Annotated in this window: 22 protein-coding genes; 7 read left to right on the top strand and 15 right to left on the bottom strand. The window is 31.5% G+C overall.

The features are described 5' to 3' along the window. Nucleotides 1-4 precede the first annotated feature (4 nt). Nucleotides 5-1,300 (top strand): O-antigen translocase, encoded by a 1,296-nt coding sequence (locus tag HM981_RS01110; protein WP_179336741.1) that lies wholly within the window; start codon nt 5-7, stop codon nt 1,298-1,300. Then, entirely contained in the window at nt 1,293-2,126 is an 834-nt protein-coding gene (locus tag HM981_RS01105; RefSeq protein ID WP_179336740.1) for a phytanoyl-CoA dioxygenase family protein, read from the top strand. The genes HM981_RS01110 and HM981_RS01105 overlap by 8 nt, the downstream gene beginning before the upstream one ends. On the opposite strand, the gene HM981_RS01100 is transcribed toward HM981_RS01105, so the two are convergent. Continuing rightward, nucleotides 2,123-3,256 (bottom strand): glycosyltransferase, encoded by a 1,134-nt coding sequence (locus HM981_RS01100; RefSeq protein ID WP_179336739.1) that lies wholly within the window; start codon nt 3,254-3,256, stop codon nt 2,123-2,125. The genes HM981_RS01105 and HM981_RS01100 overlap by 4 nt on opposite strands. Before the next feature lie 121 nt (nt 3,257-3,377). On the opposite strand from HM981_RS01100, the gene HM981_RS01095 reads away from it, so the two are divergent. Both HM981_RS01095 and HM981_RS01090 read left to right on the top strand, forming a co-directional pair. Next, nucleotides 3,378-4,460 carry a glycosyltransferase gene (locus tag HM981_RS01095; protein ID WP_179336738.1) on the top strand — a complete coding sequence of 361 codons (1,083 nt, stop codon included), beginning with the start codon at nt 3,378-3,380 and terminating at the stop codon, nt 4,458-4,460. A gap of 9 nt (nt 4,461-4,469) precedes the next feature. After that, nucleotides 4,470-4,871: a sugar 3,4-ketoisomerase gene (locus tag HM981_RS01090; RefSeq protein ID WP_179336737.1), complete on the top strand. Its 402-nt coding sequence runs from the start codon at nt 4,470-4,472 to the stop codon at nt 4,869-4,871. Here HM981_RS01090 and HM981_RS01085 read toward each other — a convergent pair. The 12 genes from HM981_RS01085 to HM981_RS01030 all read right to left on the bottom strand — a co-directional run bounded on the left by HM981_RS01085 (nt 4,868) and on the right by HM981_RS01030 (nt 15,565). Then, nucleotides 4,868-5,809 (bottom strand): glycosyltransferase family 2 protein, encoded by a 942-nt coding sequence (locus HM981_RS01085; protein ID WP_179336736.1) that lies wholly within the window; start codon nt 5,807-5,809, stop codon nt 4,868-4,870. The genes HM981_RS01090 and HM981_RS01085 overlap by 4 nt on opposite strands. Beyond that, on the bottom strand, nt 5,809-6,705 hold the full coding sequence (locus HM981_RS01080; RefSeq protein WP_179336735.1) for a glycosyltransferase family 2 protein: 897 nt from the start codon (nt 6,703-6,705) through the stop codon (nt 5,809-5,811). Before HM981_RS01080 ends, HM981_RS01085 begins: the two co-directional genes overlap by 1 nt. Before the next feature lie 45 nt (nt 6,706-6,750). Next, a complete protein-coding gene (locus HM981_RS01075; RefSeq protein ID WP_179336734.1) occupies nt 6,751-7,482 on the bottom strand; it encodes a class I SAM-dependent methyltransferase in 732 nt (243 codons plus the stop codon). Between the two features lie 5 nt (nt 7,483-7,487). After that, nucleotides 7,488-8,171: a cell division ATP-binding protein FtsE gene (locus HM981_RS01070; protein ID WP_179336733.1), complete on the bottom strand. Its 684-nt coding sequence runs from the start codon at nt 8,169-8,171 to the stop codon at nt 7,488-7,490. A 191-nt stretch (nt 8,172-8,362) separates the two neighbouring features. Continuing rightward, entirely contained in the window at nt 8,363-9,550 is a 1,188-nt protein-coding gene (gene trpB, locus HM981_RS01065) for a tryptophan synthase subunit beta (RefSeq protein WP_179336732.1), read from the bottom strand. 181 nt (nt 9,551-9,731) lie between these two features. Next, nucleotides 9,732-10,355, bottom strand: a complete 624-nt coding sequence (locus HM981_RS01060) for a phosphoribosylanthranilate isomerase (RefSeq protein WP_179336731.1) — start codon at nt 10,353-10,355, stop codon at nt 9,732-9,734. A gap of 30 nt (nt 10,356-10,385) precedes the next feature. Beyond that, nucleotides 10,386-11,171, bottom strand: coding sequence for an indole-3-glycerol phosphate synthase TrpC (gene trpC, locus HM981_RS01055; protein WP_179336730.1), 786 nt, complete (start codon nt 11,169-11,171; stop codon nt 10,386-10,388). After that, a complete protein-coding gene (gene trpD, locus HM981_RS01050) occupies nt 11,168-12,160 on the bottom strand; it encodes an anthranilate phosphoribosyltransferase (RefSeq protein ID WP_179336729.1) in 993 nt (330 codons plus the stop codon). Before trpD ends, trpC begins: the two co-directional genes overlap by 4 nt. Before the next feature lie 85 nt (nt 12,161-12,245). Then, on the bottom strand, nt 12,246-12,812 hold the full coding sequence (locus HM981_RS01045) for an anthranilate synthase component II (protein WP_179336728.1): 567 nt from the start codon (nt 12,810-12,812) through the stop codon (nt 12,246-12,248). A 1-nt stretch (nt 12,813) separates the two neighbouring features. Beyond that, on the bottom strand, nt 12,814-14,214 hold the full coding sequence (locus HM981_RS01040) for an anthranilate synthase component I family protein (protein ID WP_179336727.1): 1,401 nt from the start codon (nt 14,212-14,214) through the stop codon (nt 12,814-12,816). A 320-nt stretch (nt 14,215-14,534) separates the two neighbouring features. Further along, nucleotides 14,535-15,104, bottom strand: a complete 570-nt coding sequence (locus HM981_RS01035) for a YceI family protein (protein ID WP_179336726.1) — start codon at nt 15,102-15,104, stop codon at nt 14,535-14,537. 2 nt (nt 15,105-15,106) lie between these two features. Further along, on the bottom strand, nt 15,107-15,565 hold the full coding sequence (locus HM981_RS01030; RefSeq protein WP_179336725.1) for a MarR family winged helix-turn-helix transcriptional regulator: 459 nt from the start codon (nt 15,563-15,565) through the stop codon (nt 15,107-15,109). A 281-nt stretch (nt 15,566-15,846) separates the two neighbouring features. On the opposite strand from HM981_RS01030, the gene HM981_RS01025 reads away from it, so the two are divergent. The 3 genes from HM981_RS01025 (at nt 15,847) to HM981_RS01015 (ending at nt 19,134) form a co-directional block, all read left to right on the top strand. Then, on the top strand, nt 15,847-16,164 hold the full coding sequence (locus HM981_RS01025; RefSeq protein WP_179336724.1) for a rhodanese-like domain-containing protein: 318 nt from the start codon (nt 15,847-15,849) through the stop codon (nt 16,162-16,164). A 19-nt stretch (nt 16,165-16,183) separates the two neighbouring features. Next, a complete protein-coding gene (locus HM981_RS01020; RefSeq protein ID WP_179336723.1) occupies nt 16,184-16,597 on the top strand; it encodes a rhodanese-like domain-containing protein in 414 nt (137 codons plus the stop codon). 140 nt (nt 16,598-16,737) lie between these two features. Continuing rightward, on the top strand, nt 16,738-19,134 hold the full coding sequence (locus HM981_RS01015) for a protein-disulfide reductase DsbD family protein (RefSeq protein ID WP_179336722.1): 2,397 nt from the start codon (nt 16,738-16,740) through the stop codon (nt 19,132-19,134). Here the strand turns inward: HM981_RS01015 and HM981_RS01010 are convergent. Together HM981_RS01010 and HM981_RS01005 are read right to left on the bottom strand one after the other, a co-directional pair. Beyond that, entirely contained in the window at nt 19,131-20,474 is a 1,344-nt protein-coding gene (locus HM981_RS01010) for a sensor histidine kinase (RefSeq protein ID WP_179336721.1), read from the bottom strand. The two genes, HM981_RS01015 and HM981_RS01010, sit on opposite strands and share 4 nt — an antisense overlap. Next, entirely contained in the window at nt 20,464-21,816 is a 1,353-nt protein-coding gene (locus HM981_RS01005; protein WP_179336720.1) for a sigma-54-dependent transcriptional regulator, read from the bottom strand. The genes HM981_RS01010 and HM981_RS01005 overlap by 11 nt, the downstream gene beginning before the upstream one ends. Between the last annotated feature and the right edge of the window lie 39 nt (nt 21,817-21,855).

Genomic DNA, 21,855 nt, shown 5'->3' with positions numbered 1-21,855 from the left:
AAACGTGAAGCTTCCTAAATTTATTAGCAATAACATAATCCTTAAGATAACATCGCTCAATGCTGTAGTTATTACTATTCGCTTAATTGTTTCTGCCTTTATTCAGCGTATGTTAGCCATTATGGTTGGAGAAGCCGGTTATGCAAGTATTGGACAAGTAAGAAACGTTATAGCTATGCTAACCAGCACGTCTACGCTTGGTACATTCAATGGTGTTGTAAAATATGTAGCCGAATTTAAAGACGATCAGCCAGAGCTTTCCAAGCTGTTTTCTACCGTTACTATTTTTGCAATTATAGGTTCTGTAAGCTCAGGTGTTGTTCTGTTTTTTGGAGCGCCATTTTTATCAGAGTATCTTTTTCAGTCAAACGACTATGTTTATATTTTTCAGCTTTTGGCGGTTATTGTGCCGTTTATAGGTGTAGGTCGTGTTGTAAATGCTGTAGTTAGTGGTTTATCGGATTATAAACGCTATGCTAAAATTGAATTGATAAGCTACTTATTAGCCACTGTAGCTGTTGTTATAGGTGTGTATACATCTCAATTGAAAGGTGTGCTTATTGCGATTGCTTTTGCACCAATGATTCAGTTAATAGTTTTGGCTTTTGTATTTGGAAAAACCTTGAATACGTATTTAAAATTCAAGTCCTTAAATCTTAATCTTCTTTATAAGAATAAGTTATTGGCATTTACGTTAATGTCTTTTATCTCTACTTTTTTGTTGAATTATATTGAGTTAAATATTAGAACCTTAGTCACTGATGAAATAAATATTAATGAGGCAGGTTATTGGACCGCTGTTACGTTTATTTCTAAGAACTATATGGTGTTTGCCACAGGATTATTTACATTATACGTATTACCAAAATTTGCAAGTATCCATAATAAGCATGAATTTAAGGTTGAAGTATTCAATATTTACAAAACCATTCTGCCAATTTTTGCTTTAGGAATGTTGTTAGTCTATGTTTTAAGAGACTATATTATAATGTTTATATATCCAGATTTTACAGGTATGGAACCCTTGTTTAAATGGCAACTTTTAGGAGATTTCGTGAGATTGGGAGCATTAGTATTATCGCATCAATTTTTAGCCAAACGGTTGGTTAAAAGTTTTGTGATTACAGAAATCGTTTCTCTAGCCTTGTTTTTCGTGCTCTCTAAATTTTTTATTCAATATTATGGGACGGAAGGTATTGTAATTGCGCATTTTGTGAGGTATATTATTTACTTTGTAATGGTCTTTTTTGTGATAAGAAATTATTTTAATAATCAAAAAAACAATTCCATCGATGGATAAAACATGTAAATTATTTATAGATAATAAACCTTTTGAATTTAAGGTTGAAGGTGATTTTTTTTGGGGGAAACCAGAATTGCTTTATCCAACGGAAGATAATGTTTTGTCTAAAATGACGTGGGAAAATGAGGGGTTTAATATCGTTGAAGCATTTGAAAATCAAGACTTTTTAAAGCTTCAAGAATCTGTAAAAAATATTATAGTTGATGCTTTAGAGACTAATAATATAGCTGTAGATCATAATACATTTCAATTAAAAGATTATCATAAATATGTGAAGACTGATGCGCTTCATAACCAAGTGATTTCTATAACTCGTAATCTTGAAACTTCAGATTTTGATTTTGATATCGATTTATTAGCAAAACGTTTCGGTGATATTTTGGGTTACAAATTGACATCTTATGTAGAAGAGCTTAAAAAATCACATATTCAAATACGGATAAGCAGGCCAAAGTCTTTAGATATAAATCCACCACACAGAGATGGTTATTTAAGTTATTGGGAAGACATTATTAATGTTTGGTTACCTATTGCAGGTTGCAATGAAAAATCGTCTTTACCTGTTGTAGCAAAAAGCCATTTAATACCAGAAAACGAAATTTTAAGAACAGAAAGTAAAGGAGCAAAAATTAACGGAAATGTCTATTATGTACCTTGTATTTTAGAGACAAAATCGGGAGTCATTAAGATGACAAGACCAAACCCTAAGGAAAGTGAAGCCTTATTATTTTCTCCTTTTTTAATTCATGGTGCTGCCGTAAACGAAAATGAAGATATTACAAGAGTTTCTTTAGAACTTCGTTTTCCGAAACAAAAATATTAAGACCATTTTTCTAAAAATGATTTTGCACTATCAATATGGTTGTGATGCGTTTTTACAAATTGACGTGCATTCTTAGATATTTCAATTATTTTCTCCGGATTTTCAATTAGCCATTCTAATTTTGAGGCAATCTCTTTTGCATCGGGTAATGCATTTATAACAATAGTATCTGGAGCTACATTATAGTAGTCTTCCCATTCTTGTTCGGCTCCCGTAAACACTACTTTTCCTTTTGCCATAGCTTCTAAAGCATTATAGCCTTGGTCATAAGCATAGACTTGATCTAATAGGATATGAGCAGTGTCAAAAGCTTTAATATATTCTGTATAAGGTAAGTTTTCGACTTTAATTATAGTAACTTCTGATTTGTATTTAGTTTCAATGATATCTAATGCAGCATCAAAAATGTCATTACCTTTTTTATAATAGTTTGCTCTGTTTATGCCATGAAAAATAGTTATTTTTCCTTCTATATTAGATTCTTGATAAGGTATGCTATCTACATTTATAACATGAGGAATCATTCCTAAATGTTTTTTATGGTTTTGTAAAGGAATGTAATAATCAAGGTCAGAGCTGATAACACCTTCAATTTTATTGTAAATATGATGATGTAATTTTACAAATTCGGGAGTAATATATTTTAAACCTAACGCGAAATCTGTAGATTTTACGCGGCCTTCAAAATAAGGGGTATGTATGGAGTATCTGAATTTTTTGTCAAATGAGAATTTAACACTCGGATAGTCTGTGCCGCATGATAGAATAAATACTTTCTTGTTCCAGCTGGTTATTAAATCGAATACTTTTTGTTCATCTTTAGCAGAACAGAGAAATGAAGATTCATTTATAAATTGAACAACATCATAGTGTTCTAGTTGCGTTTTATGCTTTAGTAGTTGCTTCTTTACGTGAATAAAATGTAAATCTATTTTAAACAAACGTATCATTAAAGATCTCACTTTTTGTAATGGTCCTGTTCTAAATTTTTGATTTATTTCTATGTCAACATCAACTTTTTTGAAACCATCACACATGCCAACAACAATTGCTTCATGTCCTAAGTTTTGCAACCCTTCTTTTAAATATCTATGTGACCTATTGTATTCTCCAACCAATAAAACTCTCATGTGTAGATTCTAATTATTGTAACCAAAGTTATGGAACATTTCAACAATAATCTTGTTAGAATAGCATTGAAATATAGATGTTTCATTTATATCGTTACATTTGTCTCAAAGATACTCGTTAATGCTAAAAGCCAATAATAAAAAGATTTGTATTGTTGTTTCCTCTTTGGGTAAAGGAGGTGCAGAACGCTCTTCTGGCTTATTATCACAGATGCTTTTTGATGTTGGTTTTGATATACACGTTGTTAGTGTGCTTAATGATATTGAGTTTCCATTTAAGGGTAAACTTCTTAATTTAGGAGAACTAAAGGCAAAGGACGATTCTGTTTTAGGACGATTAAATAGACTTAGAGTATTAAAAGCTTATTTAAAACAGCATAACTTCGATTATGTCATTGATAATAGAACCCGAATTGGGTTTTTGAAGGAATTTATAATTTCTAAATTCATCTATTCTCCTAAGAAAACAATTTACTGTATTCGAAGTTTTAAAACCGGTAATTATATGAATCCTAATCGGTTTTTAGGCCGATTATTATATGGTAATGCTTTTAAGGTTGTAGGTGTTTCAAAATCCATAGCAAAAAAAGTGAAAGAAGATTATGGTTTTAAAAATGTAACTTCAATTTATAATGCTATTACTTTTGAAAAAGACGTTTTAAAAGATGGAACTAAAGAAAAGTATATTCTATTTTTTGGGCGCTTAGATGATGATGTAAAGAATATTTCATTGTTATTAGATGGTTACTCAAAATCGAACTTACCAAGTCAGCATTTTAAGCTTAAAATTTTAGGAGAAGGAAAAGATTTAGAAAAGTTGAAAAAAAAATCTAAAGACTTAAACTTAACTTCTAGTGTTCACTTTTTGGGTTATGATCCAAACCCTTCAGCAATGGTGAAGACAGCATTGTTTACGGTTTTAACAAGTAGATATGAGGGCTTTCCAAGATCAATTTTAGAATCTTTAGCACTTGGAACTCCTGTGATTTCTGTAGATTGTGAATCTGGACCAAATGAAATAATTAAAAATAATTTTAATGGTCTATTAATCGAAAATGATAATTCAGAAGTATTAGCACAGGCTATGAATTTACTTTTTGAGGATAAAGAGTTATACTTACGGTGTAAGAATAATTCACAACCTAGTGTAATCGATTTTTCTGAAGTAAGCATTGTGCAACAATGGCAGGCCATTTTAAAGTAAAATTAATATATGAATACCATAAACAACGTAAGCATAATAGATATACCTAAAGTTCATGACGAACGTGGATTTTTAGCAGTTATAGAAAAAAACACAATTCCATTTGCTATTAAACGTGTGTATTATTTATATGATGTACCAAGTGATAGTTATAGAGGAGGACATGCACATAAAGAGCAACAATCTGTAATAATAGCATTAAGTGGAAGTTTTGAGGTTCTAGTAGACGATGGAAAAAGTACAAAACGAATAATGCTTAATAAACCCAATCAAGGCTTGATTATGCCAACACAGATTTGGAGAGAAATAGATAATTTTTCTTCTGGTGCCGTTTGTTTAGTTTTAGCTTCAACAGAATATAATGAAGCAGAGTACATTAGAGATTATAAAATATTTAAAAATCAGTTTTAACCCGCTGTTTTAAGTTTTTTTGTGCTAGGATAATATACTTTTTCACCTTTTAAAGCTATTATTTTAAGCAATAATTGTAATAACCATTTTGGACTTTTTAGTAGAAAATTTTGTTTAAAATTTAGATTATTGGTATCTAAGTGAGAGGTGTAATAATTAAAATGCTTTTTATCATTTTGTATCTTACTTAAAATAGCCATGGAATACCTATTTCTGTCTAAAAACGCTTTTAATTCCTTGTTTTCTTTTTCTTCGTTATGATATTTATCAAATTTTAATTTTTTACTAAGATCAAAAGTAGTGTTGGATAAGCTAGAGGGGTAATAATTATAATATGCTAATTGTCTATTTATAAATAGAATATCAAAATATAATCCAAAGCGAATCCATAAGTCAGTATCCTGACCAGATATAATCAATGGATCAAAATAACCAGTTTGTTCTATGATAGATTTATTAAAAACAACACTAGAGCTGGTAATTAAGGTATATTTCTTACTTGCTTCAAAATAATTATGTTTACCATAAAGATCTAATTGTTTAAAGCTGTATTTGACAGGGATAATTTTGTTATCATATTTTTGAGAAATACCAGTAGTAAAAATTTTAATTTCAGGAAATATACTAATAGCATCATACATGTCTTGTAGATATGATTTTTCCCAAGTGTCATCACCATCTAAAAGAGCAATAAATTTAGACGATGCTTTTTTGATTCCTGTATTTCGAGCTATAGATGCTCCTTGGTTTATAGTAGTTATAAGTTTGATGCGTTTATCTTCTAGTGATTCAATAATCTTTACACTATCATCAGTTGAACCATCGTTGATTATAATAATTTCAAAATCTTTATAGGACTGATTTAAAACACTGTTTATTGTGCTTTTTATATACTTCTCTTTGTTATAAACAGATATGATTATTGAAAAAAAAGCCATTATTTTTTAGAGTTTAAATAACAATAATACATTAATCTATATAAATCAAAAATAAAAAGCGATGGTTTATTTCCTAATAAATTCTTTTTAAATAGACGGTCATATTTATTGTAAAGAAACGAAAGCAATTTTGATATTCCGTTATTTTTTATTTTAGAATAAGTGCTAGAAATTCTAGTATAACTAGCAGGTAATAGATCTTGCTTTATAAACAAATCTATAGCCTCTACAGAGTCTAAAGATTTTTTTAAGAATGTTTTGCTGTCTTCAATCCCAAGATGATAAACAGGGTTTTCTATATGGTTTAATTTAATATTAGATCCTTTTAAATTATATGAAAACAAAGTGTCTTCATGTCTTAAATTAGGGATGTCCTCATTAAAACTAACCTTATTAAAAACACTTTTATGTATTAAAAAATTCAAGGTTAAAAAGCTTAAATACGTGTTTTTATTTCGGTTTTCAGCAGATAATGCTTCTCTTTCTTTTCCGTAAATCCATCGCAATATATGTGAACTATCCATACGCTTCTCTTGGTATAGTATACCACCATTTATAATTTCATATGGCTCCGAAATAAATTTAAGATATGTTTCAATAAAATTGTTTTGCGTTGGTATAACATCTGCATCTAGAAAAAGACACCAATCGTATTTTGCGTTTTTGGCTAAGCTGTTTCTTATGGCACTGCGGCCAATATTTTTTGGAAGAATAGTATACTCACAAAAAGAAAATGTAGTTATAGTCCTATTTATAGTCTGTAATTTGAGATCACTAGAACAATCGTCAAAACATAATATTTGAAAAGGTGTGGTCGTTTTAGATAACTGCTTATGCACTTCAGATACAAGATCTAAAATATTATAATTATATACAGGTATTAAAACAGAAATCATGGCTAATTATGTCGTTTAAATTTGAAATTTAATAGCATATCAAATTTACTTTTTTACAATAAAAACAGTTTCAGCTTTTAATCCAAAAGCGTCATCGGTATCTTTATCAAAGGTCTTAATATTAACTTTAAAACCAACAGATTCTAGTCTATTTTGTAAGCCTATAATAGAATAAACTCTAACATGATCGTCTTGGCCAAATGCGATCTTTCGAGCTTCTTTCGAAGTAATACTAGAATCTTCGTAAATATCACCAACTTTAAAAGGGGTCTGTATAAAGCATATTCCATTTGGTTTTAGTACGCGATATAATTCGGACATTGCTTTAATATCATCTTCAATATGTTCTAAAACATGATAGCAAATAATAAGATCATAGAAGTCAGATTCTGAGGCAATAGCTGTAATATCGTAATTATAATCTGCAATAAACTCATTTTCAAAATCAGAACTATAATAATTTAGGTTATCTAATTTTTTGAATTTTTCTGAAAGTGCTCTTGGTGGCGAAAAATGTAAAACAGTGCCATTAAGCGCATCAGTATCAAGAAGTGTTTTATACAATCGTCTGGTACGAGAACGACTACCACACCTTGGGCAAAGCAAATCCTTATCGTCTAATTCTATAAAGTGTTTTAATTTGAAATCACAGATATTACATTGATAGTTATTCCCTTTATATTTTAAGCTAATGAGTTTTCTAAAAAAGAATTCATTGTTTTGTAATAATTGTTTCGGAAGAATACGTTTAGCAATACTTTTTAAGCTTTTATACATTGCATTTAGCTCTTTCGTTGCACCACTTCAAACACCTTGTTTTCGTCGCACTTTAAAGTTTTACTTGGGTATTTTAGAAGTAAAGCATAATCGTGAGTGGCCATTAAAATAGTATTACCATTTTTATTAATGTCTTGTAATACCTCCATCACTTCAATACTCGTTTGTGGATCTAAATTTCCTGTTGGCTCATCTGCTAAAATAAGTTCAGGGTCATTAAGTAAAGCACGTGCAATAGCGATACGTTGTTGTTCTCCACCAGAAAGTTCATGAGGATATTTAAAACCTTTAGTTTTCATGGCAACCTTATCTAAAACGGTATCAATACGGTCTTTAATGCGGTCTTTTTCTTTCCAACCTGTAGCTTTTAAAACAAACTCTAGGTTGCCCATAATAGTACGATCTGGTAATAATTTAAAATCCTGAAAAACAATTCCCAATTTTCGTCTTAAAAACGGGATGTCTTTCTCTTTCATGGTTTTTAGGTTATAGTCAACCACAGAACCTTCTCCTTCCGTTAATTGTAGGTCGCCATAAAGTGTTTTCATAAAACTACTTTTTCCGCTTCCTGTTTTTCCAATGAGGTAAACAAAATCGCCTTTTTGCATTTCAAAGTTTACTTTAGAAAGTACCATACTTTCACCTTGATAAATTGTAGCATCTTTAAGCTGTAAAACCGTTTCGGACATATTAATAAGATATAAATAAATTGGTATTTGTAAATGTATTGCTTAAAATTTCAAATGACAAATTCTAAAATGATAAAAGACTGCAGCTTGAAAGTTAAAAAAAACAGATATTTAATTAAAGTAGTTAACGATAACTATTTCATAATTTAATCTTGAATACTTCAACTTCATTTTCGAGTGCAATTAAACTTTTAAAGCTTAAAATAATCAATATAATTCTGTAAATCTTTGTCGCCACGACCAGATAAACTAATAACAACAATGTCATCAGGTTTAAAGGTTTTATGTTTAAAAATAGCCAAAGCATGAGAACTTTCTATAGCAGGAATAATACCTTCTAATTGCGTTAATTCTAAACCAGAATTCATGGCTTCATCGTCGGTTGCCGAATAAAATTCACCACGTCCTGTTTTATACAAATGCGAATGTAAAGGACCAACACCAGGATAATCGAGTCCTGCAGAAATTGAATAGGGTTCAGTGATTTGTCCGTCTTTAGTTTGCATTAATAAGGTTTTACAACCGTGTATAATGCCTTCTTTTCCTAACACAGAAGTTGCTGCGCTTTCACCAGAATGAATGCCTTTTCCAGCGGCCTCTACAGCAATAATACCAACGTCTTCATTATCTAAAAAATGATGATACGTTCCTGCGGCATTACTTCCTCCTCCAATACAAGCTACAACGTAATCCGGATTTTCTCTGCCTTCTTTTTCTTTTAGTTGCCATTTTATTTCTTCGGAAATTATCGATTGAAATTGAGTAACCATATCAGGATAAGGATGTGGACCAATAGCAGAACCAATAATGTAATGCGTATCAACCGGATTATTTATCCAGTCACGAATAGCCTCATTTGTGGCATCTTTTAAAGTACGACTACCAGATAATGCAGGGACAACTTTGGCTCCTAACATTTTCATTCGAGCTACATTTGGTGCTTGACGTGCAATGTCAATTTCTCCCATATAAACCACACATTCAATACCTGTTAAAGCACAAACGGTTGCGGTTGCAACTCCATGTTGACCAGCTCCAGTTTCGGCAATAATTCTATTTTTACCTAAACGTTTTGCCATAAGGATTTGCCCAATGGTATTATTAATTTTATGGGCACCTGTATGGTTAAGATCTTCGCGCTTTAAATAAACCTTGGTATTATATTTTTCTGAAAGACGTTTAGCCAAATAGAGTGGAGAAGGACGACCAACATAATCTTTTAATAAAGCATTAAACTCTTCTTTAAAAGAAGGCTCTGCCATTATTTTTAAATAATTTTGGCGTAACTCTTCTACGTTTGGGTAGAGCATTTCTGGTATGTATGCTCCTCCAAATTCGCCGTAGTATCCTTTTTCGTTAATGTTGTATGTGTTTTCCATAATCCTAGGTCATTCCTGCCAAGACAAGAATATATTTATTTTAATTTTCATTGTGGATTCCACATCAAATGTGGAATGACAAATGCATTTTAAATGTTATTCGTCAGTTTGAGTTATTTCGATTTTTTTCAAAATTGTATTAAGAACTTTTTAGTGCTTCTCGATACCATTTTTTCGTGCCTCAAAAATCATTCGAAGTGACGTGTTTTTTTAATTTTTCTAATTCTTCAATATTCTTTAATCCAGGTTCTATTTCAAATTTACTGTTTACATCTAATGCATAGCAATATTTTGAAGCTTCACTTGCTTTGAATTCTTTGATTTTTTCAATTTCATTTAATCCAATACCTCCACTTAATAAATAAGGTTTGGTTGATGGATACTGATTTAAAACATTCCAGTTAAACGTGAAACCGTTTCCTCCTGGTAATTTTCCTTTAGTATCAAATAAGAAATAATCACAAACGTCTTCATATGGTTCAAGTACATTAAAGTTGAATTCGTCTTTAATACTAAAGACCTTTATCACTTCTACATTGGTTATGGCTTTACAGTATTCTGGAGATTCATTTCCGTGTAATTGAACAGCTTGCAAGTTGAATGTTTTAATCGTTTTTAATACCGTTTCTAAATCTTCATTAACAAAAACGCCAACTTTTTTAATTGTATTTGGCAATTCAGGAATGGTAGTATTAAAATGTCTAGCAGATTTATCATAAAATATAAAGCCCAAATAGTCTGGTTGCAAGTTGGCAACAGCCTCTATATTGTCTTCATATTTCATTCCGCAGATTTTTAGTCTCATAATCTTTGTCATTCCTGCGAAGGCAGGAATCTATTTTGTTAATTGATTAATGAATTTTTTAGCACTCTCTCCTGGATTGTCTGTTTTCATAAAATTTTCGCCTATTAAGAAACCTTGATAACCATAAGGTTGTAATTCTTTAATAGCATCAACAGAACTGATGCCGCTTTCAGACACTTTTACAAAATCGTTTGGTATTTGATCACTTAATAATTTTGAAGTTTCTAAACTGACTTCAAACGTTTTTAAATTTCTATTATTTACACCTAACATATCTAAAGAAGACATAATGGATTTATGTAATTCTTCTTCGTTATGGACTTCCAATAAAACATCTAGATTTAGACGTTTCGCAAATTCTGAAAACTGTTTAATTTCTGCTTTAGTTAATATGGCTGCAATTAATAAAATAACATCTGCTCCATAAGCTTTGGCTTCTAAGATTTGATACTCATCAATGATGAATTCTTTTCTTAAAAGCGGCAGGTTGCAGCTTGCTCTTGCTATTAATAAATCGTCTATAGCTCCACCAAAATATTTTACATCTGTTAATACAGACATGCCACAAACTGCTGCATTTTCATAACCACGAGCAACATCTTGTACATTTAAATCTTGATTGATTACTGATTTTGATGGCGAACGTCTTTTGTGTTCTGCAATAATCCCTGATTTGCTTACTCTTAAATTTTGAGCAAGTGAATAGGTCTGACGTTCAAATAAAACAGATTGTTCTAATTGACGAATTGGAATTAGAGATTTTCGTAAATTAACTTCTTTACGTTTGTCTATTACTATTTTATCTAATATGTTCATTTACTAAGTTCAACGAGTTTATCTAAAGCTTGTTTTGCATTTCCACTAATTAGAGATTCTTTTGCGAGTTCAAAACCTTCTGCGTGTGGAATTTGTTTTACTGTAGCAATAGCCAATCCAGCATTTGCACACACCACATTGTTTTGAGCTTCTGTACCATTGCCTGCAATGATTTCAGAAAAAAGTTTTGCTGCTTCTTTTACGGTATTTCCACCAAAAATTTCAGATTGCTTTATTTGATTAACGCCTAAATCCCTTGGTTCAAATAAAGTTTCAGCTGTGTTTGTAATCACTTTAGTTTTTCCTGTTAATGAAATTTCATCATAACCATCTAAGGCATGTACTATGGCATAATTCTTATCTGATTCTTGATATAAATAGCCATATAACCTTAGTAATTCGAGATTAAAAACACCTACCATTTGATTTTTTGGAAAAGCAGGATTGACCATAGGACCTAACATATTGAAAAAGGTTTTTACACCTAATGCTTTTCGGATTGGTGCTACGTTTTTCATCGCAGGATGAAATAATGGGGCGTGCAATACACAAATTCCAGCTTCGTCTATACTTCGTTTTAAAAAGTCAATATCATTTGTGAATTTTATACCTAAACTTTCCATAACATTAGACGAACCACATGCTGACGATACTCCATAATTTCCATGCTTTGTAACATGCACACCTGCACCAGCAGTTACAAACGATGATAAGGTTGAAATATTAAACGTGTCTTTTCCGTCTCCACCTGTTCCACATAAATCTATAGTATTGTAGTCTTCTAAATCTACAGGAATACATAATTCTAAAAGTGCATCTCTAAAACCACGAAGCTCTTCTGTGGTTATGCTTCGCATCATATAAACGGTTAAGAAGGATGCAATTTGATTCTGATTATATTTCCCTTCGGAAATATTAACCAAGACGTTTTTTGCTTCATCACTTGTGATGCTTTCTTGGTTAATTAGTCTCGTTAGTAGTTGTTTCATTATAATGCCCGCAAAAGCAGGTATCTTTTTAATTAAACTTGTATCTGTTTATGTTGTCTTAGTCCTTGATGTTCTTATTTCAAGTTTATTGGTTCACCCAATTCTCGAGTATTTTTTTACCATCTGGTGTCAATACAGATTCCGGATGATATTGAACGCCTTTAACATCATAAATCTTATGTCTTAGTGACATTATTTGTCCGTTTTCGTCAAAAGAGGTAGCTTCTAAGCAATCTGGTAAATTTGAGTTAACGACCCAAGAGTGATAACGACCAACTTCAAATGTTTTTTCAAGTCCTTTAAAAAGCGATTCGTTATCTACAGAAAGTGTAATGTTGGTTGCAACACCATGATATACATTTTCTAAATTTTCTAATGTTCCACCAAAAACTTCTCCAATAGCTTGTTGTCCTAAACAGACGCCTAATATGCTTTTGGTTGGTGCGTAAGTTTTTATGATTTGTTTTAATAATCCCGCTTCATCTGGTATGCCTGGTCCTGGAGATAAGACAATTTTATTAAATGCGTCTACGTCTTCAAGTGTTAACTTGTCGTTTCTTTTTACAGTGACTTCGCAACCTAAGTCTTCTAAATAATGAACTAGATTGTATGTAAAACTGTCGTAATTGTCTATTACTAATACCTTTTTCATATTAAATTTCTTCTGCTTGTTCAATGGCTTTTGTTAAAGCACCAAGCTTATTATAAACTTCTTGTAATTCACTTTCGGCCTTAGATTTGGCAACTAATCCTGCACCTGCTTGCCAAAACAATTTGTGATTCTGGCTTAAAAATGTTCTAATCATTATAGCTTGGTTAAAGTTACCGTTAAAGTCCATGAAACCAATAGCTCCTCCGTAATATCCTCTGCTTGTTTTTTCGTATTTCTCGATCAATTGCATGGCTTTATGTTTAGGAGCTCCGCTTAAAGTTCCTGCAGGAAATGTATCTGCTACCACTTGCATGGTGTCTGTGTTTTTATGAATAGTTCCTGTAACTTTACTGACCAAATGGATAACATGCGAAAAGAATTGTACTTCTCTATAATTTTCAACAGTTACGTTGCTTCCGTTTCTACTAAGGTCGTTTCTTGCTAAGTCAACTAACATAACATGCTCGCTATTTTCTTTGTCGTCCTTTATTAATTCCTCTGCGAGTTCTGCATCTTTAAGATCATTTCCGCTACGTTTAAAAGTTCCAGCAATTGGATGAATTTCGGCTTTGCCATCACTAACTACCAATTGTGCTTCTGGTGAGCTTCCAAAGATTTTAAAATTCCCATAATCGAAATAAAACAAATAAGGTGAAGGGTTAATACTTCTTAAGGCTCTGTATACGTTAAACTCGTCTCCACTAAATTGTTGCGAAAACTGTTTAGATAAAACCAATTGAAAGACATCTCCTCTTGCACAGTGCTTTTTTGCTAATTCTACATGTTCTTTGTACTCTTCATCTGTAAGATTAGATTCAATACTTCCCTTTGTTTTAAAATCGTAAGAAGCATATTGTCTTGTCTGAATTAATTGCAGAATATCATCGATGTTATTTTCTGTATCAAAACAATGCGCAAAAATATAAGCTTCGTTTTTTTGATGATTTATAGCGATAATATTTTGGTAAACCGCATAATAAATTTCAGGAATAGTAACTGAATTGTCTTTTTTTGAAATCTCTATATCTTCAAAGTACTTTACAGCATCATAAGCAGTGTAACCAAAAATACCATTATTTATAAATTTAAAATCTTCAATAGTATCTACATCGAAGCGCTGTGTGAATTTGTGAATTTCTTCTACAACACCAACAGTTTCAATAGCATTTGTAGTAGAGCTACCATCAGGATAAGTTTGATAAATTGTATCTCCTTCAACTTTAATAGACGCAATAGGATTACAGCAGATATATGAAAAATTATTATCGTTGGCATGATAATCACTACTTTCTAAAAGAATACTATTAGGGAACTTATCTCTAATTTTAAGATAGATACTAACCGGAGTAATAGTATCTGCTAGAATCTTTTTATAATGTGTATTTAAACTAAATGTTTTCATTTTATGTCAAATTCAATTTGATATCTCTTAAAGCAGAGATGCGTTTCAAAATAATAGCTTCTGAAGCCATGTTAAATTAAAAAAGGCTTGTCGTGAATGACAAGCCTTTTTTTATATCAGTATTACATACCAAGGATTAGTTCACGAACGTAAGTTTGAGAAATTCCACCACCAAGTATGATTTGTTATTGTTTTCATTTGAACATCAAATATAGAAATCAAATTTTAGATTTCAAACACTTTAAGAAAAAAAGATTCTTGTAGTGATGAATTTATACTGAAACAAGAATTAAATTTTCTGTAGTTAGCATTCTTGAGGCTTAAAACTCTAATGTTACATCTAAGTCAAAGTTATCATAAATAGCTTTGTCTTTTAAACCATCAAAAAAGCTAGAAGAACCATATTTAATATCGTACTCAGTTCTGTCTATTTCTAATTTGGCTGTAGCCATGTTATCTTTTACAGTCATTGAGAATTCTACAGACTTAGTAGTTTCTTTAATTGTTAAATTAGCTTGAACCTTATAAAAACCATCTTTTCCTGAAACGTTTACAAATTCTAATTTAGCTGTTGGGAATTTTTCAACACCGAAAAAATCAGCAGATTTTAAATGTCCCTCAAGCTTACCTTTAGATTCTCCTTCTAAATCGGTAACATTTATTGATGGCATATCTATTTCAAATGAGCCGCCTGTTAAGGTGTTGTTATCAAAAGTAAGAGTTCCACTTTTTAAGTTTATGGTACCTTCATGCTGTCCGGTTACTTTATAACCTTTCCAGGTAACTTTACTTTTTTCTACGCTAACTTCTTTTTCTGTTAAAGCCGTGAATGACATAAATGATAATGCCAAGATAAAAAGTGTTGCAATTTTTGAATTTCTGTTTTTCATAATTATTTGTTTTTAAGTTTTATTAAAAGGGTGTTTAATTGTATTAACTCGTCTTGAGTTAAATTTTTTGTTATGTTTTTTTCTGTACTATCTATAATTGGGTCAATCGTTTTTAGAGTTTCTAAACCTAAATCTGTAATTACAATTTCTACTTTTCTTCTATTTGTTTTGCATATGGTTCGTTTTACAAACTTTTTCTTTAACAGCTTATCAACGAGTCTAGTTGTATTACTCATCTTACTTACCATACGTTCTTGAATGTCTTGTAAGTTTATGGCATTTCCGTTTTGACCTCTTAAAATTCTAAGAACATTAAATTGTTCTAAGGATAAATCAAAAGGCTTTAGTTCTAATAATAAATCATCTTTCATCCAAACGCTTGTCTGAAAAACGTTAATTACTGACGCTTGGTGTAACGATATATTGGCTTCTGTTTTTAATATTTTATTTAACTCTTTCATGTACAACAATTGTATATACAAATGTAGATGTATTTTTGAGATTTAAAATTAATATTTTGTTAAATTAAAATTATTTAGGTTTTGGTGTTTTTTTTAGATGTGTGTTTTAAAGAATGAAATAAAAAAGTGATAAAAGAGTTCTATATAAGAGTTTAATGTTTGTATTTTCTTACGTTAAGGGCGAAATATGTTAAAAAATGAATCTGAAATGTAACACTTCTGATTTTTTTACGTCTATATCATAAGGAAAAGTTAATTTTGCTAAAAATTGAAAATATAATATGGCTGATTTATCACAACAAGAATGGGAAGAACAACTAGAAGCAGATAATAATGCTGTAATTTTAGATGTTAGAACACAAGATGAAGTTGATGAAGGGATGATTCCTAATGCAATTCATATAGATATTTATAAAGGTCAAGGTTTTGTAGATGAAGTAGAAGCGTTAGATAAAACAAAAAACTATTATGTTTATTGTAGATCTGGTGCTAGAAGTGGGCAAGCTTGTGGGATAATGAATCAGTTAGGTTTTGAAAAAGCCTATAATTTAGAAGGTGGTTTTATGAATTGGCAAGGTGATGTTGCTCATAAAGAGTAGATATTTAAAGTAAGTAATTATGAGAAAAATATATGTAATCTTTAGTCTTTTTGTTGCGGTAAGTCTCTTTACCAGTTGTTTGGATAAGTCTTCAAATAATAGTGATGTTGTTAAATTAGTAACAGCAGAAGAGATGCAGTCCATTTTAGAATTAGAAGATGTTCAATTGGTAGATGTACGCACACCAAAAGAATATGACGAGATTCATATTGCAAATGCTCAAAATATAGATTTTAAATCTCCAACGTTTGATGCCGATATTTCAAAATTAGATAAAAAGAAACCTGTTATATTATACTGTAAATCTGGAGGACGTAGTGCCAAGTGCGCTAAAAAGATGGAAGAAGCAGGCTTTGAAAAAATATATGATCTCAATGGTGGTATTTCAAAATGGAAACACTCAGATAAACTCACTTTTAAAGTGCAATCTTAAATTTTACAAACCGAACCTAGTGTTCGGTTTTTTTATACCCTTAGATTTCCTTCTCTAATTCTTAAGGTTTTTATAAATTAGACGACTGTTAACTATAATTAAAAACACATCTGCTACATTTGGGTTTTAACACGTTGTTTATGAATTTAAAAAAAGTACTTCTACTTTGTTTTTTAGTATTCTCGTTTGCATCCAATTTAGATGCTCAAGTTTTCGATCCTGTTTCATGGGAAACTAAAACAGAACAAATATCTGATACAGAATATGACTTAATTGCTACGGCAACTATAGATGCTGGTTGGCATTTGTATTCGCAACTGGTACCAGATGGTGGTCCAATTCCAACAACGTTCGCCTTTACAGCTAATTCGGGTTTTGAATTATCAGGTAAAACGTTAGAAGATAAAGGGCATACTGTAGATGATCCTGTTTTTGAAATGAGAATTAAGTTTTTTGAAAACAAAGCAGAATTCAGACAACGTATAAAAGTTTTAAATTCCGAATTATCTTTAGTTAAAGGTGAAGTTGAATTTATGGTTTGCGACGATGAAAAGTGCTTACCACCAAATTATATCGATCTTGAATTTAATCTAAAATCTGCTGCAGACGTTAAAGAAGCAGCTATTTCTACAACCATAGATTTTTCAGGAACTCCGTCTAAAATCCTAGAACCAGTAAAATGGATGGGTTCAGTTGAAAAATTAAGTGCTACAGAATTTATTTTAGTTTCAACAGCAACCATAGATGAGGGATGGAAATTATATGCTCAGAATATTGCTGAAGGTGGTCCAATTCCAACAAGTTTTGAATACGCATTAGAAGAAGGTGTCCATTTAGTAGGAGATACTTATGAAGAAAAAGGTTTAGAAAGTGTGGATAAGGTCTTCAATATGAAGATTAAATACTTTAAAAATAAAACAGAGTTTAGACAGAAAATCAAAGTTTTAGATACTGCAATTACTACAGTAGAATCAGAAGTTGGCTTTATGTCTTGTGATGATACACAGTGTACAGCACCAACGTATGTCGATTTAAAATATGATTTAACTAAGACTACTGCCGCGACTTCAGATATTTCGGGAAATTCAGATTCAAGTGATAAAAATTCAAATAATGGACTTTGGACTATATTTCTTTTAGGATTAGGTGCAGGACTAATCGCACTTTTTACACCTTGCGTTTTTCCATTAATACCAATGACAGTAAGTTTCTTTACTAAACAAAGTAAGACTAAGTCAGAGGGAATTAAAAATGCGTTAATTTATGGTTTATTCATTATTGTCATATATGTCATTTTAGGAACGGGAGTGGTGGCCATTTTTGGAGCAAGTGCTATTAACGAATTTTCTACAAGTGTTGCTTTTAACCTTATATTTTTTGCTATCCTTGTTATTTTTGCAATTTCGTTTTTGGGAGCATTTGAAATAATGCTACCTAACTCTTGGGCAAATAAAATTGATAGAAAAGCAGATAGTGGTGGTTACACAGGTATCTTTTTTATGGCTTTGGCATTGGCCATTGTGTCATTTTCATGCACAGGACCTTTCGTAGGGAATATTATCGTATTATCAGCAACAACAGGAGGATTAGCTCCAGTGATAGGTATGTTAGGTTTTTCTCTAGCTCTGGCATTGCCATTTGGTTTATTTGCAGCATTTCCTGGTTGGTTAAATTCATTGCCAAAATCTGGCGGATGGTTAAATACGGTTAAGGTGGTTTTAGGATTTTTAGAACTAGCCTTTGCGTTTAAATTTTTATCGCAAGCCGATTTGGTATTACAACTACACTTCTTAGAACGTGAAGTATTCATAGCAATATGGATTGCCATCTTTGGAGCGTTATCATTATACCTTTTTGGGAAAATTCAATTGCCACATGATTCACCTTTAAAGCATATTTCAGTAGGTCGTTTATTGCTAGGCCTGTTAACTTTATCTTTTACTGTTTATATGATTCCAGGACTTTGGGGAGCACCGTTAAAAATAATTAGTGCATTTCCGCCGCCGTTAGATTATTCTGAATCGCCTTATGGTGTAGGAAATTCTAGAGGTGGTGGTACAAGTATAACAGATATTCCTGAAGGCGCCCATTTACTAGCACCACATGATATTTTGGCATTCAACGATTATGAAACTGGTTTGGCATATGCTAAAAAAGTAGGGAAACCTGTAATGTTAGATTTTACGGGTTGGGCTTGTGTGAATTGCCGTAAGATGGAACAAAATGTTTGGGTAGATTCCAAAGTATTGTCAAAACTTAAAAATGACATTGTTTTGATTTCATTATACGTTGATGAGAAAATAAATTTTCCTGAAGGTGAAGCACCAGATTCTCAATTGCGACCGGGTAAAAAATTACGAAATGTAGGTCAGAAATGGAGTGAATTTCAAACCGTTAAATACAAAACGAATACACAGCCTTATTATGTGTTAATGGATCATAATGAAGAAAATCTTATTGAGCCTGTTGCTTATACGCCAGATATTGAAGAATATGAGGCATGGTTAAAAGAAGGTATAGGGAATTTTAAGAATTAGAACACCAAGCTAAAAACAGAACCTTCGTTTTCAATACTTTTTACTATGATTCGGCCTTTATGTAAGAGCATAATTTGCTTACAAAGACTTAATCCTATGCCACTACCTGTGGCTTTACTCGTAAAGAATGGCACAAATATATTCTCTAGAATATCTTTTGGGATACCAGAACCATTATCAATGACTTTTATAACAATATCTCTATTAGGGTTTTGAGATGCTAATACTTTAATTTCTGAATGGTCTTTACTTTTACAAGCGTCAACAGCATTTAAAATAAGATTGATAAGTACTTGTTCTATAAGATGTGCATCAATATCTAATTCTAATTTTGGTGAGGTAACCTCGAATGTAATGGCAATAGCTTTGGCTTTTATGGATGGTTCCATTAAAAGCTGGATGTTACTAAATAAGTCTTCAATTTTAACACGTTGTAGGTTGAGGTGTGTCACTTTACTCAAACTTCTATAGGTTTTCGCAAATTTTAAAAGGCCTTCACTGCGGTTTTTAATGGTTTTTACACCAGCGTTTAAATCCTCTAATTCAAGGCGCGTTTCTTCAGGATGTTCTATAGCTAATTGCAAGTTTTGTTGAAGTGTATCTGCCAAGGACGAAATTGGAGCTATAGAATTCATAATTTCGTGTGTCATCACACTTAAAAGCTTCTTCCAAGATTCTGATTCATTTTTATTTAAGGTATTATCAATATCCTGAATGACAATCAACTTAAATGCATCATCCTTTACTTGAAATACCGTATCGGAAATTAAAATTTTTATAGTTTCATTTTGAAGTGCAATAGAAATCGAATCCGGTTCGCGATGATAGGTTTCAAAAACGGTATTAAAGAGTTCTGGTTTTCTGTTTTCAACAAAGCGGATATTTTTAAAAGATGGGACATCTAAAATGTCTCCAAAAGGCTCATTACTCCAAAGGACGTCTCCGGATTCTAGATTATAAGCAATAATTCCAATATCTACCATTTCTAAAATCTTCTGTAGATACACATACTGTGCTTCGTTTTGCGAATTGATGTCTTTAATGGTTCTATTAATCTCATTAAAACCTGTGTACAAAAACCGAATATCTTTAGGACCTCTGTCTTCTGGAAACCAACGTGAGAAATCACGATATTTTACAGCTTCAAAAAAATCATCTATAGCTACAAAACGACGTTTTACAAAGGTATAGGTGTTTATAAACAAATAAAGTAGTGCAATGCTCGTAATGGTAATGTAAGCGGATTGATCTTTGTAAATAGAATACACTAACGCAAGTATGGTACTCACCAAAAGTAGAATTCTAAAAAAAAGCCAAAATATGTAACTTCTATAGTTCATACTTTTCTAGTCTTCTGTATAAAGCAGCTCTTGTAATCCCTAGATCTTTAGCTGATTTTGAAACATTACCTTTATTCTTTTCAAGGACATTTAAAATGGCGTTCTTTTCTAAATCGTCTAAGTTTAAACTCTGAGTATTCATATTTGTAGAGGTCGATGAACGCTCTATAGAAGAAAATACTAAATCTTCTGGTTTTAAAACCGAGCCATCTGTCATAATCACAGCTCGTTCTAATACATATTGAAGTTCTCTTACATTACCTGGGAAGTCGTGATTTTTTAATTTTGAAATAAATCCGGAATCAAATGAAAACGGACTTTTATTATATTTTTCGGCATATAAGGTGACAAAGTGATGTGCTAATTCTGTAATATCTGTACCACGATCTCTAAGTGGTGGAGCAATAATATCCACCGTATTAATTCTGTAGATTAAATCTTTCCTGAACCGCTTTTCATCTGCTAAAATTTGAGGATTGATATTAGTAGCGCAAATCAACCGAATATCTATAGAAATAGATTCATTTGATCCCAAAGGAGTCACTTGCCTATTTTGCAACACGGTGAGTAATCGGGCTTGCTGACTTAAACTAATATTTCCAATTTCATCTAAAAATAAAGTGCCACCAGTAGCCGCTTCAAATCGGCCTTTTCTATCTTCTCTAGCATCGGTAAAAGCCCCTTTTTTATACCCAAATAATTCACTTTCAAATAGCGATTCTGTTAAAGCACCTACATCTACTTTTACAAACGGTTGGTGTTTTCTATTAGAGTTATCATGAAGCGCACGAGCAATTAAATCTTTTCCAGTACCATTTTCACCAAGGATTAAAACATTAGCATCTGTTGGTGCTACTTTTTTTAGTTTTGTAAAGACATCAGTCATCACATCGCTATCACCAATAATTTCAACAGAATTTGTGTTAAGTTGCTTATTTTTAGTGTTTTGAGATGTTTTCTGACTTAGTATCGTAGTCATGGTTTCTACAATTTTTTCATTTTTCCAAGGTTTCATTAAAAAGTCGGAAGCTCCTTCTTTTAATCCGCGTATCGCTAAATCAATATCGGCATAAGCGGTCATTAAAATAACAGAGGTTTCAGGTTTTTGTTGTCGAATTTTATTTAGCCAAAAAATACCTTCATTACCTGTATTGACTAAACCATTAAAATTCATGTCTAGAACAATTATGTCGTAAGCAGTCTTCTCAATTTGAGATAGAATATTACTCGGATTCTTTTCGGTAACCACCTCTTTAACCAGTGGTTTTAAAAGCAAGCGCAATGCTGTTAATACATCAACATCATCGTCTATAACTAATATTGTAGCGTTTTTTAATACCATCCATACAATATTACGATATTAAATTCAGCTTATAAAAAT

This window comes from Winogradskyella ludwigii (genome assembly GCF_013403985.1).
GTDB lineage: Bacteria > Bacteroidota > Bacteroidia > Flavobacteriales > Flavobacteriaceae > Winogradskyella > Winogradskyella ludwigii.
The sequence above is the reverse complement of the archived record's forward strand: the minus strand, read 5'-3'. Positions and strand labels throughout refer to the sequence as shown.

Bases quoted from the DNA above. Each gene is read 5' to 3' on its own strand.
- HM981_RS01035 (WP_179336726.1), bottom strand. From the start codon at position 15,104: ATGAAAAACAGAAATTCAAAAATTGCAACACTTTTTATCTTGGCATTA.
- HM981_RS01030 (WP_179336725.1), bottom strand. From the start codon at position 15,565: ATGAAAGAGTTAAATAAAATATTAAAAACAGAAGCCAATATATCGTTA.
- HM981_RS01095 (WP_179336738.1), top strand. From the start codon at position 3,378: ATGCTAAAAGCCAATAATAAAAAGATTTGTATTGTTGTTTCCTCTTTG.
- HM981_RS01080 (WP_179336735.1), bottom strand. From the start codon at position 6,705: ATGATTTCTGTTTTAATACCTGTATATAATTATAATATTTTAGATCTT.
- HM981_RS01100 (WP_179336739.1), bottom strand. From the start codon at position 3,256: ATGAGAGTTTTATTGGTTGGAGAATACAATAGGTCACATAGATATTTA.
- HM981_RS01040 (WP_179336727.1), bottom strand. From the start codon at position 14,214: ATGAAAACATTTAGTTTAAATACACATTATAAAAAGATTCTAGCAGAT.
- HM981_RS01025 (WP_179336724.1), top strand. From the start codon at position 15,847: ATGGCTGATTTATCACAACAAGAATGGGAAGAACAACTAGAAGCAGAT.
- HM981_RS01045 (WP_179336728.1), bottom strand. From the start codon at position 12,812: ATGAAAAAGGTATTAGTAATAGACAATTACGACAGTTTTACATACAAT.
- HM981_RS01020 (WP_179336723.1), top strand. From the start codon at position 16,184: ATGAGAAAAATATATGTAATCTTTAGTCTTTTTGTTGCGGTAAGTCTC.
- HM981_RS01090 (WP_179336737.1), top strand. From the start codon at position 4,470: ATGAATACCATAAACAACGTAAGCATAATAGATATACCTAAAGTTCAT.
- trpD (WP_179336729.1), bottom strand. From the start codon at position 12,160: ATGAAACAACTACTAACGAGACTAATTAACCAAGAAAGCATCACAAGT.
- HM981_RS01085 (WP_179336736.1), bottom strand. From the start codon at position 5,809: ATGGCTTTTTTTTCAATAATCATATCTGTTTATAACAAAGAGAAGTAT.
- HM981_RS01060 (WP_179336731.1), bottom strand. From the start codon at position 10,355: ATGAGACTAAAAATCTGCGGAATGAAATATGAAGACAATATAGAGGCT.
- HM981_RS01105 (WP_179336740.1), top strand. From the start codon at position 1,293: ATGGATAAAACATGTAAATTATTTATAGATAATAAACCTTTTGAATTT.
- HM981_RS01075 (WP_179336734.1), bottom strand. From the start codon at position 7,482: ATGTATAAAAGCTTAAAAAGTATTGCTAAACGTATTCTTCCGAAACAA.
- HM981_RS01010 (WP_179336721.1), bottom strand. From the start codon at position 20,474: ATGAACTATAGAAGTTACATATTTTGGCTTTTTTTTAGAATTCTACTT.
- HM981_RS01015 (WP_179336722.1), top strand. From the start codon at position 16,738: ATGAATTTAAAAAAAGTACTTCTACTTTGTTTTTTAGTATTCTCGTTT.
- HM981_RS01005 (WP_179336720.1), bottom strand. From the start codon at position 21,816: ATGGTATTAAAAAACGCTACAATATTAGTTATAGACGATGATGTTGAT.
- HM981_RS01070 (WP_179336733.1), bottom strand. From the start codon at position 8,171: ATGTCCGAAACGGTTTTACAGCTTAAAGATGCTACAATTTATCAAGGT.
- trpC (WP_179336730.1), bottom strand. From the start codon at position 11,171: ATGAACATATTAGATAAAATAGTAATAGACAAACGTAAAGAAGTTAAT.
- trpB (WP_179336732.1), bottom strand. From the start codon at position 9,550: ATGGAAAACACATACAACATTAACGAAAAAGGATACTACGGCGAATTT.